The 18678-nt window shown below is 57.7% G+C and carries 17 protein-coding genes and 1 tRNA gene; 8 read left to right on the forward strand and 10 right to left on the reverse strand.

Annotation, left to right across the window (positions count from 1 at the left end):
* Window positions 1–460: 460 nt before the first annotated feature.
* The 5 genes from lldP to trmL all read left to right on the forward strand — a co-directional run bounded on the left by lldP (window position 461) and on the right by trmL (window position 6112).
* Complete coding sequence (gene lldP / locus IM300_RS22110; RefSeq protein WP_003860175.1) at window positions 461–2116, forward strand: L-lactate permease; 1656 nt, start codon at window positions 461–463, stop codon at window positions 2114–2116.
* A complete protein-coding gene (gene lldR / locus IM300_RS22115) occupies window positions 2113–2886 on the forward strand; it encodes a transcriptional regulator LldR (RefSeq protein ID WP_063865871.1) in 774 nt (257 codons plus the stop codon). Before lldP ends, lldR begins: the two co-directional genes overlap by 4 nt.
* Window positions 2883–4070 carry an FMN-dependent L-lactate dehydrogenase LldD gene (gene lldD / locus IM300_RS22120; protein WP_063865875.1) on the forward strand — a complete coding sequence of 396 codons (1188 nt, stop codon included), beginning with the start codon at window positions 2883–2885 and terminating at the stop codon, window positions 4068–4070. The genes lldR and lldD overlap by 4 nt, the downstream gene beginning before the upstream one ends.
* Before the next feature lie 181 nt (window positions 4071–4251).
* Window positions 4252–5592, forward strand: a complete 1341-nt coding sequence (locus IM300_RS22125; RefSeq protein WP_193038320.1) for an aromatic acid/H+ symport family MFS transporter — start codon at window positions 4252–4254, stop codon at window positions 5590–5592.
* A gap of 46 nt (window positions 5593–5638) precedes the next feature.
* Entirely contained in the window at window positions 5639–6112 is a 474-nt protein-coding gene (trmL, locus tag IM300_RS22130; protein ID WP_022649772.1) for a tRNA (uridine(34)/cytosine(34)/5-carboxymethylaminomethyluridine(34)-2'-O)-methyltransferase TrmL, read from the forward strand.
* A gap of 38 nt (window positions 6113–6150) precedes the next feature.
* Here the strand turns inward: trmL and ilvC are convergent, their stop codons facing one another.
* Complete coding sequence (gene ilvC, locus IM300_RS22135; RefSeq protein WP_063865878.1) at window positions 6151–7626, reverse strand: ketol-acid reductoisomerase; 1476 nt, start codon at window positions 7624–7626, stop codon at window positions 6151–6153.
* A 152-nt stretch (window positions 7627–7778) separates the two neighbouring features.
* On the opposite strand from ilvC, the gene ilvY reads away from it, so the two are divergent.
* A complete protein-coding gene (gene ilvY, locus IM300_RS22140) occupies window positions 7779–8669 on the forward strand; it encodes an HTH-type transcriptional activator IlvY (protein ID WP_193038321.1) in 891 nt (296 codons plus the stop codon).
* On the opposite strand, the gene ilvA is transcribed toward ilvY, so the two are convergent.
* The 7 genes from ilvA to ilvL form a co-directional block, all read right to left on the reverse strand.
* Window positions 8666–10210 carry a threonine ammonia-lyase, biosynthetic gene (gene ilvA / locus IM300_RS22145; protein ID WP_107535636.1) on the reverse strand — a complete coding sequence of 515 codons (1545 nt, stop codon included), beginning with the start codon at window positions 10208–10210 and terminating at the stop codon, window positions 8666–8668. The two genes, ilvY and ilvA, sit on opposite strands and share 4 nt — an antisense overlap.
* Before the next feature lie 2 nt (window positions 10211–10212).
* On the reverse strand, window positions 10213–12063 hold the full coding sequence (ilvD, locus tag IM300_RS22150) for a dihydroxy-acid dehydratase (RefSeq protein ID WP_028014820.1): 1851 nt from the start codon (window positions 12061–12063) through the stop codon (window positions 10213–10215).
* Window positions 12064–12123: 60 nt separating this feature from the next.
* A complete protein-coding gene (ilvE, locus tag IM300_RS22155; RefSeq protein ID WP_003860182.1) occupies window positions 12124–13053 on the reverse strand; it encodes a branched-chain-amino-acid transaminase in 930 nt (309 codons plus the stop codon).
* A gap of 18 nt (window positions 13054–13071) precedes the next feature.
* Window positions 13072–13335: an acetolactate synthase 2 small subunit gene (gene ilvM / locus IM300_RS22160; RefSeq protein WP_003860184.1), complete on the reverse strand. Its 264-nt coding sequence runs from the start codon at window positions 13333–13335 to the stop codon at window positions 13072–13074.
* Entirely contained in the window at window positions 13332–14978 is a 1647-nt protein-coding gene (gene ilvG, locus IM300_RS22165; protein WP_193038322.1) for an acetolactate synthase 2 catalytic subunit, read from the reverse strand. The genes ilvM and ilvG overlap by 4 nt, the downstream gene beginning before the upstream one ends.
* Before the next feature lie 2 nt (window positions 14979–14980).
* Window positions 14981–15031 carry a peptide IlvX gene (gene ilvX, locus IM300_RS22170; RefSeq protein WP_166792073.1) on the reverse strand — a complete coding sequence of 17 codons (51 nt, stop codon included), beginning with the start codon at window positions 15029–15031 and terminating at the stop codon, window positions 14981–14983.
* A gap of 86 nt (window positions 15032–15117) precedes the next feature.
* Complete coding sequence (gene ilvL, locus IM300_RS22175) at window positions 15118–15216, reverse strand: ilv operon leader peptide (protein WP_001311244.1); 99 nt, start codon at window positions 15214–15216, stop codon at window positions 15118–15120.
* Between the two features lie 339 nt (window positions 15217–15555).
* Here ilvL and IM300_RS22180 point away from each other — a divergent pair, with 339 nt between their 5' ends.
* On the forward strand, window positions 15556–17076 hold the full coding sequence (locus IM300_RS22180) for a YifB family Mg chelatase-like AAA ATPase (protein WP_193038323.1): 1521 nt from the start codon (window positions 15556–15558) through the stop codon (window positions 17074–17076).
* Window positions 17077–17103: 27 nt separating this feature from the next.
* Here the strand turns inward: IM300_RS22180 and IM300_RS22185 are convergent, their stop codons facing one another.
* Window positions 17104–17442 carry a DUF413 domain-containing protein gene (locus IM300_RS22185; RefSeq protein WP_006808641.1) on the reverse strand — a complete coding sequence of 113 codons (339 nt, stop codon included), beginning with the start codon at window positions 17440–17442 and terminating at the stop codon, window positions 17104–17106.
* A 118-nt stretch (window positions 17443–17560) separates the two neighbouring features.
* Between IM300_RS22185 and hdfR the strand changes: the two genes are divergently transcribed.
* Window positions 17561–18382, forward strand: a complete 822-nt coding sequence (gene hdfR / locus IM300_RS22190; protein ID WP_063449988.1) for an HTH-type transcriptional regulator HdfR — start codon at window positions 17561–17563, stop codon at window positions 18380–18382.
* Window positions 18383–18482: 100 nt separating this feature from the next.
* Here hdfR and IM300_RS22195 read toward each other — a convergent pair.
* Window positions 18483–18558: transfer RNA gene (locus IM300_RS22195), tRNA-Trp, on the reverse strand.
* Between the last annotated feature and the right edge of the window lie 120 nt (window positions 18559–18678).

Below are 18678 nucleotides of genomic sequence, written 5' to 3' on the forward strand. Positions count from 1 at the left end.
CATATTGGATTTCGCATTTTTACCTAAAAAAAATTTATAATTCTCTGAAATACGCCATTTTATCTACACGTTAAACATCAATTACACACTTAATATAAACAAAAATATATCTCGCCGTTAACCTAAGTTCCGCATTGACGCTTTTTTATTATCGTCTTTAACACGCCCCATCCGCTCCGATTGATGAAAAGATGTTCAGCCCGCTGCTACGGCCCGCGCCGCAAACGGACGGACGGCGCAGACCTTTTGGTCCTACCAATTCGCTTTAAAGCGAACCACCGTTCACAGTTTTACTGCTCCACTTCACAAAATCATTGCTGAAAAGCAACACTTGATTAACCATTTATTGCCATAACCCCTACAACACAAAATTGGATGGACCACTTTTACGCAGACTGTGACGCAGAGTTGAGCGGAGACTCACCCGCAACCCAGGCTGTGTGGTCCTCAGGAGACCTGCATGAGCCTCTGGCAACAAAACTATGACCCAGCCGGGAATATCTGGCTGTCGAGCCTGATCGCATCGCTACCGATCCTGTTCTTCTTCTTTGCGCTGATTAAGCTCAAGCTGAAGGGCTACCTTGCGGCGACGTATACCGTTGCCATCGCCCTGCTGGTGGCGCTGTTCTTCTACAAAATGCCGGTCGATCGCGCGCTGGCCTCCGTGGTGTATGGTTTCTTCTACGGCCTGTGGCCGATTGCGTGGATCATCATCGCCGCGGTCTTTGTCTACAAAATCTCGGTCAAAACCGGGCAGTTCGACATTATTCGTTCGTCGATCCTCTCTATTACCCCGGACCAGCGTTTGCAGATGCTGATAGTCGGCTTCTCCTTCGGGGCGTTCCTTGAAGGCGCGGCAGGATTCGGCGCGCCGGTAGCGATTACCGCCGCGCTGCTGGTCGGGTTGGGCTTTAACCCGCTGTATGCCGCTGGCCTGTGCCTGATTGTGAACACTGCGCCGGTGGCGTTTGGCGCGATGGGCATTCCGATTCTGGTGGCAGGTCAGGTGACCGGGCTGGACAGCTTCGAGATCGGCCAGATGGTGGGCCGTCAGCTGCCGTTCCTGACCATTATCGTACTGTTCTGGATCATGGCGATTATGGACGGCTGGCGCGGCGTGAAGGAGACCTGGCCTGCGGTGATGGTGGCGGGCGGTTCGTTCGCGATTGCCCAGTACCTCAGCTCAAACTTCCTCGGCCCGGAACTGCCGGACATCATCTCTTCCCTGGTGTCGCTGGTCTGTCTGACGCTGTTCCTGAAGCGCTGGCAGCCGGTACGTATCTTCCGCTTTGCGGACATGGGCGCATCGCACGTGGATCAGACCCTCGCCCGCACCGGCTATACCGCCGGGCAGATCGTCCGCGCGTGGTCGCCGTTCCTGTTCCTGACCGCCACCGTGACGCTGTGGAGCATACCGCCGTTTAAGGCACTGTTCGCCCCGGGTGGCGCGCTGTACGACATGGTGATTAACATCTCCGTGCCGTTCCTCGACAAGATGGTCGCCCGTATGCCGCCGGTGGTGCACGACGCCACGCCGTATGCGGCCGTGTTTAAGTTTGACTGGTTCTCCGCCACCGGCACGGCCATCCTGTTTGCGGCTATCCTTTCCGTGGTGTGGCTGCGCATGAAGCCTGCCGCCGCGGTGCAGACTTTTGCGGCAACGATTAAAGAGCTGATGCTGCCGATCTACTCCATCGGCATGGTGCTGGCGTTCGCGTTTATCTCGAACTACTCCGGCCTGTCGTCGACGCTGGCGTTAGCGCTGGCGCACACCGGCCACGCATTCACCTTCTTCTCGCCGTTCCTCGGCTGGCTGGGAGTGTTCCTGACCGGTTCCGATACGTCGTCTAACGCCCTGTTTGCCGCCTTACAGGCCACGGCCGCACAGCAGATTGGCGTTTCTGACGTCCTGCTTGTGGCAGCAAACACGACGGGCGGCGTAACCGGGAAGATGATCTCGCCGCAGTCCATCGCCATTGCCTGTGCCGCGGTGGGACTGGTAGGCAAAGAGTCGGATCTGTTCCGCTTTACCGTTAAACACAGCCTGATATTTACCTGCATGGTGGGCGTAATCACCACATTGCAGGCCTATGTCTTAACCTGGATGATTCCATGATTGTGATGCCCAGACGCCTGTCCGACGAGATTGCCACTCGCGTGCGGGCGCTGATTGAAGAACAACAGCTTGAGGCGGGCATGAGATTGCCCGCCGAACGCCAGCTTGCCGCCCAGCTTGGCGTGTCGCGCAATTCACTGCGCGAAGCGCTGGCAACACTGGTCAGCGAAGGTGTGCTGCTGAGCCGTCGCGGCGGCGGCACTTTTGTGCGCTGGCAGCATGATGACTGGTCCGAACAAAACATCGTTCAGCCGCTGAAAACGCTGATGGAAAACGACCCGGACTACAGCTTTGACATCCTCGAAGCGCGTCACGCCATCGAAACCAGCACCGCGTGGCACGCGGCGATGCGGGCGACCGACGCCGACAAAGAGAAGCTCAAAGCCTGTTTTGACGCCACGCAAAGCAGCGACCCGGATATCGCCTCGCAGGCCGACGTGCGTTTTCATCTGGCGATTGCCGAGGCGTCCCATAACGTCGTGCTGCTGCAAACCATGCGCGGGTTCTTTGACCTGCTGCAATCCTCCGTGAAGCAGAGCCGCCAGCGCATGTATCTGGTCCCGCCGGTCTTCGCTCAGCTGACCGAACAGCATGAAGCCGTGCTCAACGCCATTCTTGCCGGCGATGCCGAGGCCGCGCGTAAAGCGATGATGGCGCATCTCGGGTTCGTGCACACCACCATTAAACGATTCGATGAAGATCAGGCCCGACAGGCGCGTATTACCCGTCTGCCTGGCGAGAGTGATATTTCCAGGGAGAACAAAGCATGATTATTTCAGCAGCCAGTGACTATCGCGCCGCGGCGCAGCGCATTTTGCCGCCGTTCCTGTTCCACTACATTGACGGCGGGGCTTACGCCGAATATACCCTGCGCCGCAACGTGGAGGATCTCTCTGAGGTGGCCCTGCGCCAGCGTGTGCTGAAGAATATGTCTGACCTGAGCCTTGAGACAAAGCTGTTTAACGAAACGCTCTCCATGCCAGTGGCGCTTGCGCCCGTTGGCTTATGCGGCATGTACGCCCGACGGGGCGAAGTGCAGGCTGCTGCCGCAGCGGATGCCAAAGGCATTCCGTTTACCCTGTCTACCGTGTCCGTCTGCCCGATTGAAGAGGTCGCGCCGACCCTCAAGCGCCCGATGTGGTTCCAGCTGTACGTCCTGCGCGATCGCGGCTTTATGCGTAACGCGCTGGAGCGCGCCAAAGCGGCGGGCTGCTCAACGCTGGTCTTTACCGTCGATATGCCCACGCCCGGCGCCCGCTACCGCGACGCCCACTCCGGCATGAGCGGCCCGAACGCCGCGATGCGCCGCTACTGGCAGGCGGTGACGCATCCGCAGTGGGCGTGGGATGTGGGACTGAACGGCCGTCCGCACGATCTGGGCAATATTTCGGCCTACCTGGGTAAACCGACCGGGCTGGAAGATTACATCGGCTGGCTGGCGAATAACTTCGATCCGTCGATCTCGTGGAAGGACCTGGAGTGGATCCGCGAATTCTGGGATGGCCCGATGGTGATCAAAGGGATCCTCGATCCGGAAGATGCCCGCGACGCGGTGCGTTTCGGCGCCGACGGGATCGTCGTTTCTAACCACGGCGGACGCCAGCTCGACGGGGTGCTCTCTTCCGCCCGCGCGCTGCCCGCCATTGCCGATGCGGTGAAGGGCGATATTGCGATCCTGGCTGACAGCGGTATTCGTAACGGGCTGGACGTGGTGCGCATGATTGCGCTGGGCGCAGACAGCGTGCTGCTGGGCCGCGCGTACCTCTATGCCCTGGCCACCAGCGGTCAGGCGGGCGTGGCGAACCTGCTGAACCTGATCGAGAAAGAGATGAAGGTGGCGATGACCCTGACCGGTGCGAAGTCGATTAGCGAAATCAGTAAGGATTCGCTGGTACAGGAGCTGAGTAAACTACCGGCGGCGCTGGCTCCGCTGTCACATGGCGACGCGGCCTGATCTTCTCCCGTTACCCCACCTTTTCCCTGCGCCCGGTTTTCCCCTCGGGCGCTTTTTTTTGTCGAAAATAACACCTACGTAACATTCTGGATAAGAAAATTTGACACACCCTGCCCCTCCGCAATTGTATAGACAAGCAAATACAAGAACACAAAAACAACATCACATCGGAGAGGCGCATATGACGTATTCAGGTCGGGTGGATATTCAGCAGGTGATCGATGAAAGTCCCTTTTCAGGGTTTCACTGGCTTCTTATTGTGCTGGGCTTTCTGGTGCTGGCGATCGATGGGTTCGATACCGCAGCGATGGGTTACATTGCGCCTACGCTGTCGGCGGAGTGGGGAATAGATAAACAGGATCTGGGGCCGGTGCTGAGTGCAGCGCTGCTGGGGCTGTCGCTGGGGGCCCTTATTGCAGGTCCGGTATCGGACCGCATGGGGCGCAAGCGCGTGCTGGTCTTTTCGTGTCTGTTCTTCGGCCTGGCGAGCCTGGGTACGGCCTGGGCGCAAAGCCTGAATACGCTGACGCTGTGGCGATTTCTGACGGGCCTCGGGCTGGGTGCTGCAATGCCTAACGCCATCACGCTGATCTCGGAGTTTGCTCCTCAGCGCTGCCGCGCTATGGCGATCAATACCATGTACTGCGGCTTTCCGCTGGGTGCGGCGGGCGGCGGGGCGATCTCTTCCTGGCTTATCCCTCACCACGGCTGGCGAAGCGTACTGCTCACCGGCGCGATTGCGCCGCTGATTTTAACCGTGCTGCTGGCGCTGCTGCTGCCGGAATCGGTGAAGTTTCTGGTGCAGCGCGGGAAAGACATCGCGCAGGTTCGCCGCATCGCCAGCCGGTTCGCCCGCAGCACGCTCGATAGCGTCACGGGCTTTTTCCTGGCAGAAGAAAAGGTGGCGTCTAAAAAAGGGAGCGTGGCGCAGCTTTTTTCCATGCCCTGGCTACCCGGCACCCTGATGCTGTGGGTCACCTATTTTATGGGGCTGGTCATTTACTACGTCCTGCTTAGCTGGATGCCGACGCTGATGCAGGGGATGGGCTATGCGCTGGTGGAGTCCGCCTGGCTGACCTCCCTGTTTACCTTCGGCGGCACCGCAGGCATTCTGCTCGCGGGCTGGATGATGGACCGCTGGGAAGCGCATAAGGTGGTCGCGGGTGGTTTCGTATTGACGATGGGCCTTATTCTTTTACTGGGCATTGAGCATAACCATATCGTCATGTTTGGCGGGCTGATATTCCTGATGGGGATCGCGATGAACGGCGCGCAGTCAGGCATGCAAACTTTGGCCGCTACCTTTTACCCTACCGAGTGCCGCGCGACGGGTATCGCCTGGATGCAGGGGATCGGCCGCTTCGGTGGCGTGGCGGGTACCATGACCAGCGCCCAGCTTCTTTCCATGCAGTGGCAGGCAGACAGTATTTTAATGATCCTCAGCGTGCCCGCTCTGGTGGCTGCGGCGGCGACCTGCTACAAAATGCTACGTTGCCGTATACAGGAACCGGGCGTCGCGTAGTCCCTCTCTTTTCTGCTATTCTGCCCCCCGCAATTAAGGGGGCAGCATGCTTAACATCGTCTTATTCGAACCAGAAATCCCACCCAATACCGGCAATATCATCCGCCTGTGCGCCAACACCGGTTTTCGTCTGCACATCATTGAGCCGATGGGCTTCACGTGGGACGACAAACGCCTGCGCCGCGCGGGGCTGGACTACCATGAGTTTACTGCCGTCGTTCGTCATCACGATTACGCCGCGTTTCTGGACGCCGAGAAGCCGCAGCGCATGTTCGCCCTGACCACCAAAGGTACGCCAGCGCACAGCGCCGTAAGCTATCAGGACGGGGATTATCTGATGTTTGGTCCGGAAACCCGAGGCCTGCCGGCCACCATTCTGGATGCCCTGCCAGCCGAGCAAAAAATTCGTATTCCGATGATGCCGGATAGCCGCAGCATGAACCTGTCGAATGCGGTGTCGGTGGTGGTGTATGAGGCGTGGCGCCAGCTGGGATATCCCGGCGCGATACTGCGTAGCTGAAACACTTCGGGTGGCTTGCGCCACCCGATTCGTCGTATTTAGCCTGCTACCGCGATGCGTTTCATATCGGTCATGTAGCCGCGCAGTTTCTGGCCCACTTTCTCGATTTCATGGCTGCGAATCGCTTCGTTTACGTCACGCAGCTGCGCGTTATCAACCGCACCTTCCGCAATCGCTTTGCCCAGATCGCCTGCTTGCAGGGTGGTCATGAACTCTTTCAGCAGCGGCACGCATGCGTAAGAGAACAGGTAGTTACCGTACTCGGCGGTATCGGAGATCACCACGTTCATTTCGTACAGACGCTTACGGGCGATAGTGTTCGCAATCAGCGGCAGTTCGTGCAGTGATTCATAGTACGCCGACTCTTCGATGATGCCGGAATCCACCATGGTTTCGAACGCCAGCTCAACGCCTGCTTTCACCATCGCGATCATCAGTACGCCTTTGTCGAAGTACTCCTGCTCAGTGATTTTGCCATCGTACTGCGGTGCGGTTTCGAACGCGGTTTTACCGGTCTCTTCGCGCCAGGTCAGCAGTTTTTTGTCGTCATTCGCCCAGTCCGCCATCATGCCGGAAGAGAACTCGCCGGAGATGATGTCGTCCATGTGTTTCTGGAACAGCGGCGCCATGATGGTTTTCAGCTGTTCAGAGAGTGCGAACGCGCGCAGTTTTGCCGGGTTGGACAGACGGTCCATCATCAGCGTAATGCCGCCCTGCTTCAGCGCTTCGGTGATGGTTTCCCAGCCGAACTGAATCAGTTTTTCTGCGTAGGCCGGATCGGTACCTTCTTCCACCAGCTTGTCGAAGCACAGCAGAGAGCCGGCCTGGAGCATGCCGCACAGAATGGTCTGCTCGCCCATCAGGTCAGATTTCACTTCCGCAACGAAGGAAGATTCCAGCACGCCCGCACGGTGGCCGCCGGTGGCCGCAGCCCAGGCTTTGGCAATCGCCATGCCTTCGCCTTTCGGATCGTTTTCCGGGTGAACTGCGATAAGCGTCGGTACGCCAAAACCACGCTTGTACTCTTCACGCACTTCCGTACCCGGGCACTTCGGCGCCACCATCACTACGGTGATGTCTTTACGGATCTGCTCGCCCACTTCAACGATGTTAAAGCCGTGGGAGTAACCCAGCGCGGCGCCGTCTTTCATCAGCGGCTGTACAGAACGCACAACGTCAGAGTGCTGCTTGTCCGGCGTCAGGTTCACCACCAGATCCGCCTGCGGGATCAGCTCTTCGTAGGTACCCACCTTAAAGCCGTTTTCGGTCGCTTTGCGCCAGGAAGCACGCTTTTCAGCGATCGCTTCTTTACGCAGGGCGTAGGAGATATCCAGTCCGGAGTCACGCATGTTCAGGCCCTGGTTCAGGCCCTGTGCGCCACAGCCGACGATGACCACTTTTTTACCCTGAAGGTAGCTCGCGCCATCGGCAAATTCATCGCGCGCCATGAAGCGGCATTTGCCCAGCTGCGCCAGCTGCTGGCGCAAGTTCAGTGTATTAAAGTAGTTAGCCATGGGTGATACCTCGTGATGTTGTGTGTCTTATTGTTCGGTTCGCGTTTCAGCGAGAATGTACCCACATTACAACAGGAAATTTATTGCGGAAATTGATATATTCACAACATCACATTGCAGTTTTTGCAATGAAAAAAGAGGGAGTGGAATCGGTGGATTTACGCGATCTAAAAATGTTCCTGCACCTGGCGGAAAGCCGTCACTTTGGCCGCAGCGCCCGGGCGATGCACGTCAGCCCCTCCACGCTTTCGCGCCAGATCCAGCGCCTTGAGGAAGACCTCGGCCAGCCGCTTTTCGTGCGCGATAACCGTACCGTTACCCTTACGGAAGCGGGCGAAGAGCTACGGGTTTTTGCCCAGCAAACCTTGTTGCAATACCAGCAGCTGCGGCACACCATCGACCAGAAGGGGCCGTCGCTCTCTGGTGAACTCCATATTTTCTGCTCCGTAACGGCAGCCTATAGCCATCTTCCTCCCATTCTTGACCGCTTCCGCGCGGAGCATCCGTCGGTTGAAATTAAACTCACTACCGGCGATGCCGCCGACGCCATGGAAAAAGTGGTGACGGGCGAAGCGGATCTGGCCATTGCCGGGAAGCCCGAAACGCTGCCGGGCGCGGTGGCGTTCTCGATGCTGGAGAATCTGGCGGTGGTGCTGATTGCTCCGGCGCTGCCCTGCCCGGTGCGTAATCAGATATCTGTTGAGAAACCGGACTGGTCCACGGTGCCGTTTATCATGGCCGATCAGGGCCCGGTGCGCCGCCGCATTGAGCTGTGGTTCCGCCGCCAGAAGATCAGCAACCCGTCGATTTACGCCACGGTGGGCGGACATGAGGCGATGGTCTCAATGGTAGCGCTCGGCTGCGGCGTGGCGCTGCTGCCGGAAGTGGTGCTGGAAAACAGCCCGGAGCCGGTGCGCAACCGCGTGATGATTCTGGAGCGCAGCGACGAAAAAACGCCGTTTGAGCTTGGCGTATGTGCGCAAAAAAAGCGGCTGCATGAGCCGCTTATTGATGCGTTCTGGAAGATATTGCCGAACCACTAGCCTGCCAGAAAGAACCTGAACGCCGGGTTGTGGGTTTCGTCATGGCACTCATAGCCCAGCTCGTTCAGGCGCGTTTCGAAATCCGGCTCGTGCTCGCCCAGCTCGAACGCCGCCAGCACGCGGCCATAGTCGGTGCCGTGGCTACGGTAGTGGAACAGGGAGATGTTCCAGTGCGTGCCCAGCGTGTGCAGGAACTTGAGCAGCGCGCCCGGTGATTCCGGGAACTCGAAGCTGAACAGGCGTTCCTGGAGCGGTTTCGAGGGACGCCCGCCGACCATATAGCGCACGTGCAGCTTCGCCATTTCATCGTCGGAGAGATCGACCACGCTGTAGCCGCCTTCATGCAGCAGGCTGAGGATCTCTTTACGCTCCTCCACGCCACGGCTCAGACGCACGCCGACAAAAATGCAGGCATCTTTCGCATCCGCAAAGCGGTAGTTGAACTCCGTTACCGAACGACCGCCCAGCAGCTGGCAGAACTTCAGGAAGCTGCCCTTCTCTTCCGGGATGGTCACCGCCAGCAGCGCTTCACGCTGTTCGCCCAGCTCGCAGCGCTCGGAAACGTAGCGCAGACCATGGAAGTTGACGTTGGCACCCGACAGCACGTGCGCCAGACGCTCGCCGCGGACGTGGTGCTGGGCGATGTATTTTTTCATCCCCGCCAGCGCCAGCGCGCCGGACGGCTCCGCCACCGCACGTACATCTTCGAACAGATCTTTCATTGCCGCGCAGATGGCGTCGCTGTCGACGGTGACGATATCGTCCAGATACTCCTGGCACAGACGGAACGTTTCATCGCCAATGCGCTTCACCGCCACGCCCTCGGCAAACAGCCCGACGCGCGGCAGATCCACCGGATGTCCGGCGTCCAGCGCCGCCTTCAGGCAGGCAGAGTCTTCCGCTTCAACTGCAATCACCTTGATCTGCGGCATTAGCTGTTTGATCAGCACCGCCACGCCTGCCGCCAGCCCGCCGCCGCCCACCGGGACGAAGACGCGGTCGAGATGGGCATCCTGCTGCAACAGCTCAAGCGCCAGCGTGCCCTGCCCGGCAATCACCATCGGGTGGTCGAACGGCGGCACCCAGGTGAAGCCCTGCTGCTGCGCCAGCTCAATCGCTTTGGCTTTGGCTTCGTCAAAGTTCGCGCCGTGGAGCAGCACTTCCCCGCCAAAACCGCGCACCGCGTCGACTTTGATATCCGCGGTGGCAACCGGCATCACGATCAGCGCCTTCAGCCCTAAACGGGCCGAGGAGAACGCCACGCCCTGCGCGTGGTTGCCCGCCGACGCGGTAATGACGCCGCGCGCTTTCTGCTCGTCCGTCAGCCCCGCCATCATCGCGTAGGCACCGCGCAGCTTAAAGCTGTGCACCGGCTGGCGGTCTTCGCGCTTCACCAGAATGACGTTGTCGAGGCGCGAGGAGAGTTTTTCCATTTTTTGCAGGGGCGTGACCTGCACGGCTTCATAGACCGGCGCGCGTAGCACCGCTCTCAGATATTCCGCCCCCTCAGGAGCGGCGGATAAGGGTTGTGATTCGGCCATCATTAGCCCCCAAGTTTAGATTTATCGCGCACCGCGCCTTTATCTGCACTGGTTGCAAGGCTCGCGTAGGCGCGCAGGGCGAAGGAGACTTCACGCTGGCGATCTTTCGGCGTCCAGGCTTTGTCGCCGCGCGCTTCCTGCGCTTCACGACGGGCCGCAATCTCCTGGTCGCTCAGCTTCAGCTGAATGCCGCGATTCGGAATGTCGATTTCGATCAGGTCGCCATCTTCGATGATCGCGATGTTGCCGCCGCTTGCCGCTTCCGGGGAGACGTGGCCGATGGAGAGACCAGACGTGCCGCCGGAGAAACGGCCGTCGGTGATCAGCGCGCAGGCTTTACCGAGGCCCATCGATTTCAGGAAGGTGGTCGGGTAGAGCATCTCCTGCATGCCCGGACCGCCTTTCGGCCCTTCGTAGCGAATGACAACCACGTCGCCTTCCACCACTTTGCCGCCGAGGATAGCTTCTACCGCCTCGTCCTGGCTTTCGTACACTTTCGCCGGACCGGTGAATTTCAGGATACTGTCGTCCACACCTGCGGTTTTCACGATGCAGCCGTTTTCCGCAAAGTTACCGTACAGCACGGCCAGACCACCGTCTTTGCTGTAGGCGTGCTCCAGCGAGCGGATGCAGCCTTCAGCGCGGTCGTCATCCAGCGTGTCCCAGCGGCAATCCTGCGAGAACGCCTGGGTGGTGCGAATACCCGCCGGACCGGCGCGGAACATCTTTTTCACCGCGTCGTCTTTGGTCAGCATTACATCGTATTGATCCAGCGATTCCGGCAGCGTCAGGCCGAGGACGTTTTTCACGTCGCGGTTCAGCAGCCCGGCGCGATCCAGCTCGCCCAGGATACCGATGACGCCACCCGCACGGTGCACGTCTTCCATGTGGTACTTCTGAGTACTCGGCGCGACTTTACACAGCTGCGGCACTTTGCGGGAGAGCTTGTCGATGTCGCTCATGGTGAAGTCGATTTCGGCTTCCTGCGCGGCGGCCAGCAGGTGCAGAACGGTGTTGGTGGAGCCGCCCATGGCGATATCCAGCGTCATGGCGTTTTCGAACGCCGCTTTACTGGCGATATTGCGCGGCAGCGCGCTGGCATCGTCCTGCTCGTAGTAGCGTTTGGTCAGCTCAACGATACGTTTACCGGCGTTGAGGAACAGCTGCTTACGGTCGGCGTGGGTCGCCAGCAGCGAGCCGTTGCCGGGCTGGGAAAGGCCCAGCGCTTCGGTCAGGCAGTTCATGGAGTTGGCCGTGAACATGCCGGAACAGGAGCCGCAGGTCGGGCACGCGGAGCGTTCCACCTGATCGCTCTGCTCGTCAGAGACTTTCGGGTCTGCGCCCTGGATCATCGCATCGACCAGGTCGAGCTTGATGATTTTGTCGGAGAGCTTGGTTTTACCCGCCTCCATCGGACCACCGGAGACGAAGATCACCGGAATGTTCAGGCGCAGGGAGGCCATCAGCATCCCCGGGGTGATTTTGTCGCAGTTGGAGATACAGACCATCGCATCGGCGCAATGGGCGTTGACCATATACTCCACCGAGTCGGCGATCAGCTCGCGCGACGGCAGTGAATAGAGCATTCCCCCGTGGCCCATTGCGATACCGTCATCCACCGCAATGGTGTTGAACTCTTTCGCCACGCCGCCGGAGGCTTCGATTTGCTCGGCAACCAGCTTACCGAGATCGCGCAGATGCACGTGGCCCGGTACAAACTGGGTGAAGGAGTTCACCACGGCGATAATTGGCTTGCCGAAATCGGCGTCGGTCATTCCGGTGGCGCGCCACAATGCGCGGGCACCCGCCATGTTACGGCCGTGGGTGGTGGTGGCTGAACGATACTTAGGCATGCTTTATTGACTCCCGTCTGACTATTTAATGGGACGGTGCGTGCCGTCCCACATTTATATTTAGTGATTAACCTGATCCAACCAGCCGTATTTGTCTTCTGTTTCGCCGGTGAAGAGGCCGAAGAAGGCTTGCTGGATGCGTTTGGTCACCGGACCACAGCGGCCTTCACCCACCTGGATACCGTCGACGCTGCGAACCGGCGTGATTTCAGCCGCGGTACCGGACATGAACACTTCGTCTGCCAGGTAGAGGGATTCGCGGGACAGCACCTGCTCACGCACTTCGATACCCAGATCTTTCGCCAGCTTGATGATGGCGTCGCGGGTGATGCCCGGCAGCGCGGAAGAGGTGAACGGCGGGGTAAACAGAATGCCGTCTTTTACTTCAAACAGGTTTTCGCCCGCGCCTTCTGAGATGTAGCCGTTCACGTCGAGGGCGATGCCTTCCTGATAGCCGTGGCGGCGCGCTTCGCTGCCGACCAGCAGTGAGGAGAGGTAGTTACCGCCCGCTTTAGCGGCGGTCGGGATGGTGTTTGGCGCCACGCGGTTCCAGGAAGAAACCATTGCGTCGATCCCCTGATCCAGTGCTTCTGCGCCCAGGTAGGCGCCCCACGGGAACGCAGCAATGATCACATCGGTGTTGTAACCGGCCGGCGGGTTCACGCCCATGCCCACATCACCCACGAAGACCAGCGGACGAATATAGGCGCTGGTCAGTTTATTCTGGCGAATCACTTCGCGGCAGGCTTCCATCAGCTCATCAACGCTTTGAGAGACCGGGAAACGATAAATTTTGGCTGAGTCATGCAGACGCTGCATGTGTTCGCGATGGCGGAACACCACTGGCCCTTTGTGAGAATCGTAGCAACGGATGCCTTCAAACACGGAGGTACCGTAGTGCAGCGCGTGGGACATCACGTGAACTTTCGCGTCTTCCCAGCGAACCATCTCCCCATTGAACCAAATGTAATCAGCTTTTTTTGTCGTCATTTTTTCGTCCTGTCACGCTTAAGCGCGGATTTGTTGTGATGTGGTTGTGCTCTGGCAGATGGCAACATGGGCAACGTCTACCAGCTTTGATAACTGACTAAACAGTAAGTCGACCGGCCGCGGGCTGGCAACGGTTAATTCGATACTGATGTTCTGCGCGTCTGTGGCCGTTTCCATATTCATAGAGCAAATCTGAAAGCCACGGTGACGGACCACGCGCAATACGCGTTCTAACGTTTCCGGGTTGAAGCGAGCCTGCACGGCGACCTGATGTTGCATCATGATAATTTCTCCAGCATTTGTGAGTTACTGGCACCGGGCGGTACCAACGGCCAGACATTCTCAAGCTCGTCGATTGAGACATGAAGCAGGTATGGCCCTTCGCTTGACAGCATGGTGTCGAGTGCCGCTTCAACCTGGTCTTTACGGGTGATGTGCTGGCCAGGAATGCCGAAGGCGCTGGCCAGGGTGAGGAAATCGGGGTTATCGGTCAGGGTTGTCTCGCTGTAACGCTCCTGGAAGAACAGCTGCTGCCACTGGCGAACCATCCCTAAACGCTGGTTATCGAGCAACACGATCTTCAGCGGTAACTGCTTGCGCTTCACGGTGCCGAGCTCCTGAACGTTCATCATGAAGGAGCCGTCACCGGAGATACAGATAACGGTATCGTTCGGGCGGGCCACCTGTGCACCTACGGCTGCCGGCAGGCCAAAGCCCATCGTGCCTAAGCCGCTGGAGGTGATGAAGTTCTCCGGGCGAGTGTAGGTCATGTGCTGGGCTGACCACATCTGATGCTGGCCCACATCCGTCGTCACCACGCTGTCGGCGGGTTTACGGTCGGACAACTGCTTCAACAGCAGCGGCGCGTAGATGGCATCGCCTGGGTGATCGTAACGCCAGGCATGCTCAGCGCGCATGTCTGCGGTGTGCTGACGCCATGCGTTGATATCCAGCGGCTGCTCCAGCGCCGGTAACAGCGCGTTGAGATCGCCCTGCAACGCCACGTGCGCCTGACGCAGTTTGTTCATCTCCGCCGGATCGATATCCATATGAATCACTTTGGCATTCGGCGCGAAGGTATTCAGCTTGCCGGTGACGCGGTCGTCGAAACGGGCGCCTGCGACGATAAGCAAGTCGCACTCCTGCACCGCCAGGTTTGCCGCTTTAGTACCGTGCATTCCCAGCATGCCGAGGTAATACGGGTAGTCCGCGTCGACTGCGCCCAGGCCTTTCAGGGTGCAGGTGGCGGGCATTTGCGTGGTCGAAATGAACGCGCGAAGCGCCGGAACAGCCTGCGCCATACCCACCCCGCCGCCGACGTACAGCATCGGCTGCTTCGCCTGCGCCATCATCTGACGCGCCTCTTCAACGTCTGCATGCGGAAACGCATCGTCGCTTTTCACGGTGGAGAAATGCGGCTCCAGATCGCCAGGTGCAACCTGGATATCTTTCGGGATATCCACCAGAACCGGGCCAGGACGGCCAGAGCTGGCAACCTCGAACGCTTCGGCCATCACGCGCGGCAGCTCTTCGAGGGACTGAACGAGGAAGCTGTGTTTAGTACAGGCCAGCGATAAACCAAGCACGTCCACTTCCTGGAAGGCATCGGTGCCGATGAACGGTGAGGCCACCTGGCCGGTGATCGCCACCACGGGAACGGAATCGAGCAGTGCGTCAGCCAGGCCGGTAATCAGGTTCGTTGCGCCAGGACCCGAGGTTGCCATACAGACGCCGGTTTTACCGGTCGCGCGGGCATAGCCGATGGCGGCCATCGCTGCGCCCTGCTCGTGCCGGCACAACAGGTGTTCCACGCCGCCGTCATACAGTGCATCGTAAATCGGCATAATTGCGCCACCCGGATAACCGAATACGGTTTCAACTCCCTGCGCGCGCAACGCATGTACTACCCATTGTGCCCCATTCATAGTCAGTTCCCCGTCATAAATCTGGAGAAACAGAATTTTGTGCTAGTCGTCATTCTCTGCTCCTCATTTAAGTTTTTTAGTCATAAAAAAACCCCCGGACCTTTCGGTGCGGGGGTCTTAGTTCGTTAAGGCTTGATTCTTAAGCCTTTCCTCGTCCAAGTGCAGCCCCGCACGGTGGGATAATAATCACCACCACGCTAATCACGACCAGGCTAATCACTCGTAGAAGGGCTGTCATTTTCAGTTCTTTTTGCATCTTGTTCGAAGGAATACCTAAAGAGTTACCACAGTTATTTCATCTGACACAAGATTTTTTTATGACCCATTTCTTTAGCATGCGAACTATTTCTTTAAAAACCATTGTTTTATAAAGGGAAAAAATAGAAATGAAGATTTTTCATTTTTTTTCCTGTTTCTTCAGGCAGGGCGCGCATGATTTCTTTTTTGCGAGGCGGCTTCCGCCAGCATGTAACGTTTACATTTTGCTGCTAAAAGGCAGGAACGCGCGTCGTAAATCAGCGATTCAACGCTAAACAGAAAAACACGAGACTGGCATAGTCACCGCCAAGGAGGGCTTATGTCACTGTCAGTTGTTTATACACGCGCGGCTATCGGAGTGAAGGCACCGCTCATCTCTGTAGAGGTTCATTTAAGCAATGGGCTGCCCGGATTGACGCTGGTCGGCTTACCGGAAACCACCGTTAAAGAGGCGAGGGATCGCGTGCGCAGCGCCATTATCAATAGCGGTTATGCTTTTCCCGCGAAGAAGATCACCATCAACCTGGCGCCCGCCGATTTGCCAAAGGAGGGTGGGCGATATGATTTACCTATTGCTATAGCGCTTCTCGCGGCTTCTGAACAGCTCAACACGACAGGGCTAAGCTCGTGCGAGTTCGTGGGTGAATTAGCGCTTACAGGCGCGTTAAGGGGCGTTCCCGGTGCAATATCGGGTGCGCTTGAAGCCATACGTGCGGGAAGACAAATCATTGTAGCTAATGAAAACGCCTCTGAAGTAAGCCTTATCGCCGAAAAGGGGTGCCTGATAGCGGGACATTTGCAGGAGGTTTGCGCCTGGCTGGAAGGCCGACACGAGCTTGCCGAACCGCAGGAGAAGGAGGAGGTGGCGCCAGATTCAACTGAGGATCTCAGCGATATTATGGGGCAGGACCAGGGGAAGCGGGCGTTGGAGATCACTGCCGCGGGCGGGCATAACCTGTTACTGATAGGTCCGCCGGGCACGGGGAAAACGATGCTGGCGAGCAGGTTGAACGGCCTCCTGCCACCCCTCAATAATCACGAAGCGCTGGAAAGCGCCGCGATATTTAGCCTGGTCAGTTCTACGTCGTTGCATAAACAGTGGCGCCGCCGCCCTTTCCGCTCGCCGCACCACAGTGCGTCTCTTACCGCGATGGTGGGCGGAGGGTCGATTCCCGGACCGGGTGAAATATCTCTGGCGCACAACGGCATTCTGTTCCTGGATGAACTGCCTGAGTTTGAACGGCGCGTGCTGGATGCATTGCGGGAGCCCATTGAATCCGGCGAGATCCATCTCTCTCGTACACGCGCCAAAATAAGCTACCCTGCGCAGTTTCAGCTGGTCGCCGCGATGAACCCTAGCCCAACGGGCCATTATCAGGGAAACCATAACCGCTGTACGCCGGAGCAGACGCTGCGCTATCTGAGTAAGCTGTCCGGGCCCTTTCTCGACCGTTTTGATTTATCTCTGGAGATCCCCCTGCCACCGCCCGGTCTGTTGAGGCAAAGCGGTATTAGAGGCGAAAGCTCAGCAGCGGTACGCGAACGGGTTATTGCAGCACAGGCGCGGCAGTATGCTCGACAGAACAGGCTGAATGCCCGGCTGGATAACGCCGGGATCCGACAGTTTTGTTCTCTTAATGCCGAAGATGCAGGCTGGCTGGAAGAGACGCTGACGCGGTTTGGACTATCCATTCGCGCGTGGCAGCGTTTGTTGAAGGTCGCGCGCACCGTCGCCGACGTAGAAGGCTGCCCCGGAATTGAGAGGCGACATTTGCAGGAGGCATTAAGCTACCGTGCGATCGATCGACTGCTGCTGCATCTGCAAAAAATGCTGGCGTAAAAAAAGGGGCCGTAGCCCCTTCTCTTCTTAATCGTCAGACTCGGTGTAGTCTTCTGCACCTTCCATCTGCGGCTTACCGCCAGACAGCGTATGGAAACGCTTAGGACGCTTAATGCGAGCCATATACTTGATCCATACACGTTCTGCATCAGACTGCGGCTCACGCTCACCGCGGCAAACAGAGACAAACTGTTTTTCATCTTCGGTTGCCGGTTCACGTTTACCCAGATCCAGCTCGTTGAAGGCGTAACCATGGCGCTCAAGAAGTTGAGCTTCTTTGATAGTGAAATCGCCGTGACGAGAGAACCCGCGCGGATAATGTTTATTGTCGAAAAAACGATTAGTCGTCGTAAAGCTTTCCGCCATCCTACACGCTCCTAATTCTTTGGCCGAGCTATTTATGGCGCGGAGTATTAGTTACGCTTGACAGAGTGTAAAACAAAACATTTAAATCATAACGACAAATAATTTTGTGGAGAAAGATGTGGATACGGAATTGCTAAAAACTTTCCTTGAAGTGAGCAGAACGCGACACTTTGGGCGAGCAGCTGAAGCCCTCTACCTGACGCAGTCAGCAGTCAGTTTTCGTATTCGACAACTGGAAAATCAACTGGGTGTGAACCTTTTTACCCGTCATCGCAACAATATCCGCTTAACGCCAGCCGGTGAAAAACTGCTGCCGTATGCAGAAACCTTGATGAATACCTGGCAGGCGGCGCGAAAGGAGGTTGCGCACACCTCCCGGCACAATGAATTCTCTATCGGTGCCAGCGCATCACTGTGGGAATGCATGCTCAGCCAGTGGCTTATGCGGCTATATCGTACACATAATCATCTGCAATTTGAGGCGAGGATTGCGCAACGTCAGTCGCTGGTTAAGCAACTCCACGAACGTCAGCTGGATCTGCTGATCACCACAGAAGCCCCCAAGATGGACGAATTTAGCAGCCAGATTGTTGGGCAGTTCAGTCTGGCGCTCTATGCATCGGAGCCTGCAATGATGAAGGCCGACCTTAATTATTTACGCCTGGAATGGGGACCTGACTTTCAGCAGCACGAGACGGGGTTAATTGCCAGCGATGATATCCCGCAGCTCACGACAAGCTCTGCGGAGATCGCCTGCCAGCAACTTCCCGCACTGAAGGGTTGCACGTGGCTACCTGTTCGCTGGGCTGATAATAAATCTGCACTCCATGTTGTTACCGATTCGACGACGCTCTCCAGGCCGCTGTATGCCATTTGGCTGCAAAACAGCGACAAGCAATCGCAGATAAAAGATCTGTTAAAAACCAGCATACTGGATTAACGCAAAAGCCTGCGGAGACGCAGGCTGCTTAGTCTTCAGAAGGGATTTCAGCCGTTTTGCAGGCAAAAAAAAATCCTTTGCCGAAGCAAAGGATTCTATATGGCAGGGGCGGAGAGACTCGAACTCGCGACACCCGGTTTTGGAGACCGGTGCTCTACCAACTGAGCTACGCCCCTAAAGTTTTTTGCCATTAAGCCTGCCGGGAGGGCAGGCTTAATGTCTTAATAAGTGGCGGAACGGACGGGACTCGAACCCGCGACCCCCTGCGTGACAGGCAGGTATTCTAACCGACTGAA

This window comes from Enterobacter cloacae complex sp. I2, assembly GCF_014896205.1.
Classification (GTDB): domain Bacteria; phylum Pseudomonadota; class Gammaproteobacteria; order Enterobacterales; family Enterobacteriaceae; genus Enterobacter; species Enterobacter quasihormaechei.

Excerpts from the sequence above, each read along its gene's own strand:
- ilvG (WP_193038322.1), bottom strand. The coding sequence starts at position 14,978 with ATGAATGGGGCACAATGGGTAGTACATGCGTTGCGCGCGCAGGGAGTT.
- trmL (WP_022649772.1), top strand. The coding sequence starts at position 5,639 with ATGCTTAACATCGTCTTATTCGAACCAGAAATCCCACCCAATACCGGC.
- ilvC (WP_063865878.1), bottom strand. The coding sequence starts at position 7,626 with ATGGCTAACTACTTTAATACACTGAACTTGCGCCAGCAGCTGGCGCAG.
- IM300_RS22185 (WP_006808641.1), bottom strand. The coding sequence starts at position 17,442 with ATGGCGGAAAGCTTTACGACGACTAATCGTTTTTTCGACAATAAACAT.
- ilvL (WP_001311244.1), bottom strand. The coding sequence starts at position 15,216 with ATGACAGCCCTTCTACGAGTGATTAGCCTGGTCGTGATTAGCGTGGTG.
- lldP (WP_003860175.1), top strand. The coding sequence starts at position 461 with ATGAGCCTCTGGCAACAAAACTATGACCCAGCCGGGAATATCTGGCTG.
- lldR (WP_063865871.1), top strand. The coding sequence starts at position 2,113 with ATGATTGTGATGCCCAGACGCCTGTCCGACGAGATTGCCACTCGCGTG.
- lldD (WP_063865875.1), top strand. The coding sequence starts at position 2,883 with ATGATTATTTCAGCAGCCAGTGACTATCGCGCCGCGGCGCAGCGCATT.
- ilvA (WP_107535636.1), bottom strand. The coding sequence starts at position 10,210 with ATGGCCGAATCACAACCCTTATCCGCCGCTCCTGAGGGGGCGGAATAT.
- ilvD (WP_028014820.1), bottom strand. The coding sequence starts at position 12,063 with ATGCCTAAGTATCGTTCAGCCACCACCACCCACGGCCGTAACATGGCG.
- IM300_RS22180 (WP_193038323.1), top strand. The coding sequence starts at position 15,556 with ATGTCACTGTCAGTTGTTTATACACGCGCGGCTATCGGAGTGAAGGCA.
- ilvE (WP_003860182.1), bottom strand. The coding sequence starts at position 13,053 with ATGACGACAAAAAAAGCTGATTACATTTGGTTCAATGGGGAGATGGTT.
- ilvM (WP_003860184.1), bottom strand. The coding sequence starts at position 13,335 with ATGATGCAACATCAGGTCGCCGTGCAGGCTCGCTTCAACCCGGAAACG.
- IM300_RS22125 (WP_193038320.1), top strand. The coding sequence starts at position 4,252 with ATGACGTATTCAGGTCGGGTGGATATTCAGCAGGTGATCGATGAAAGT.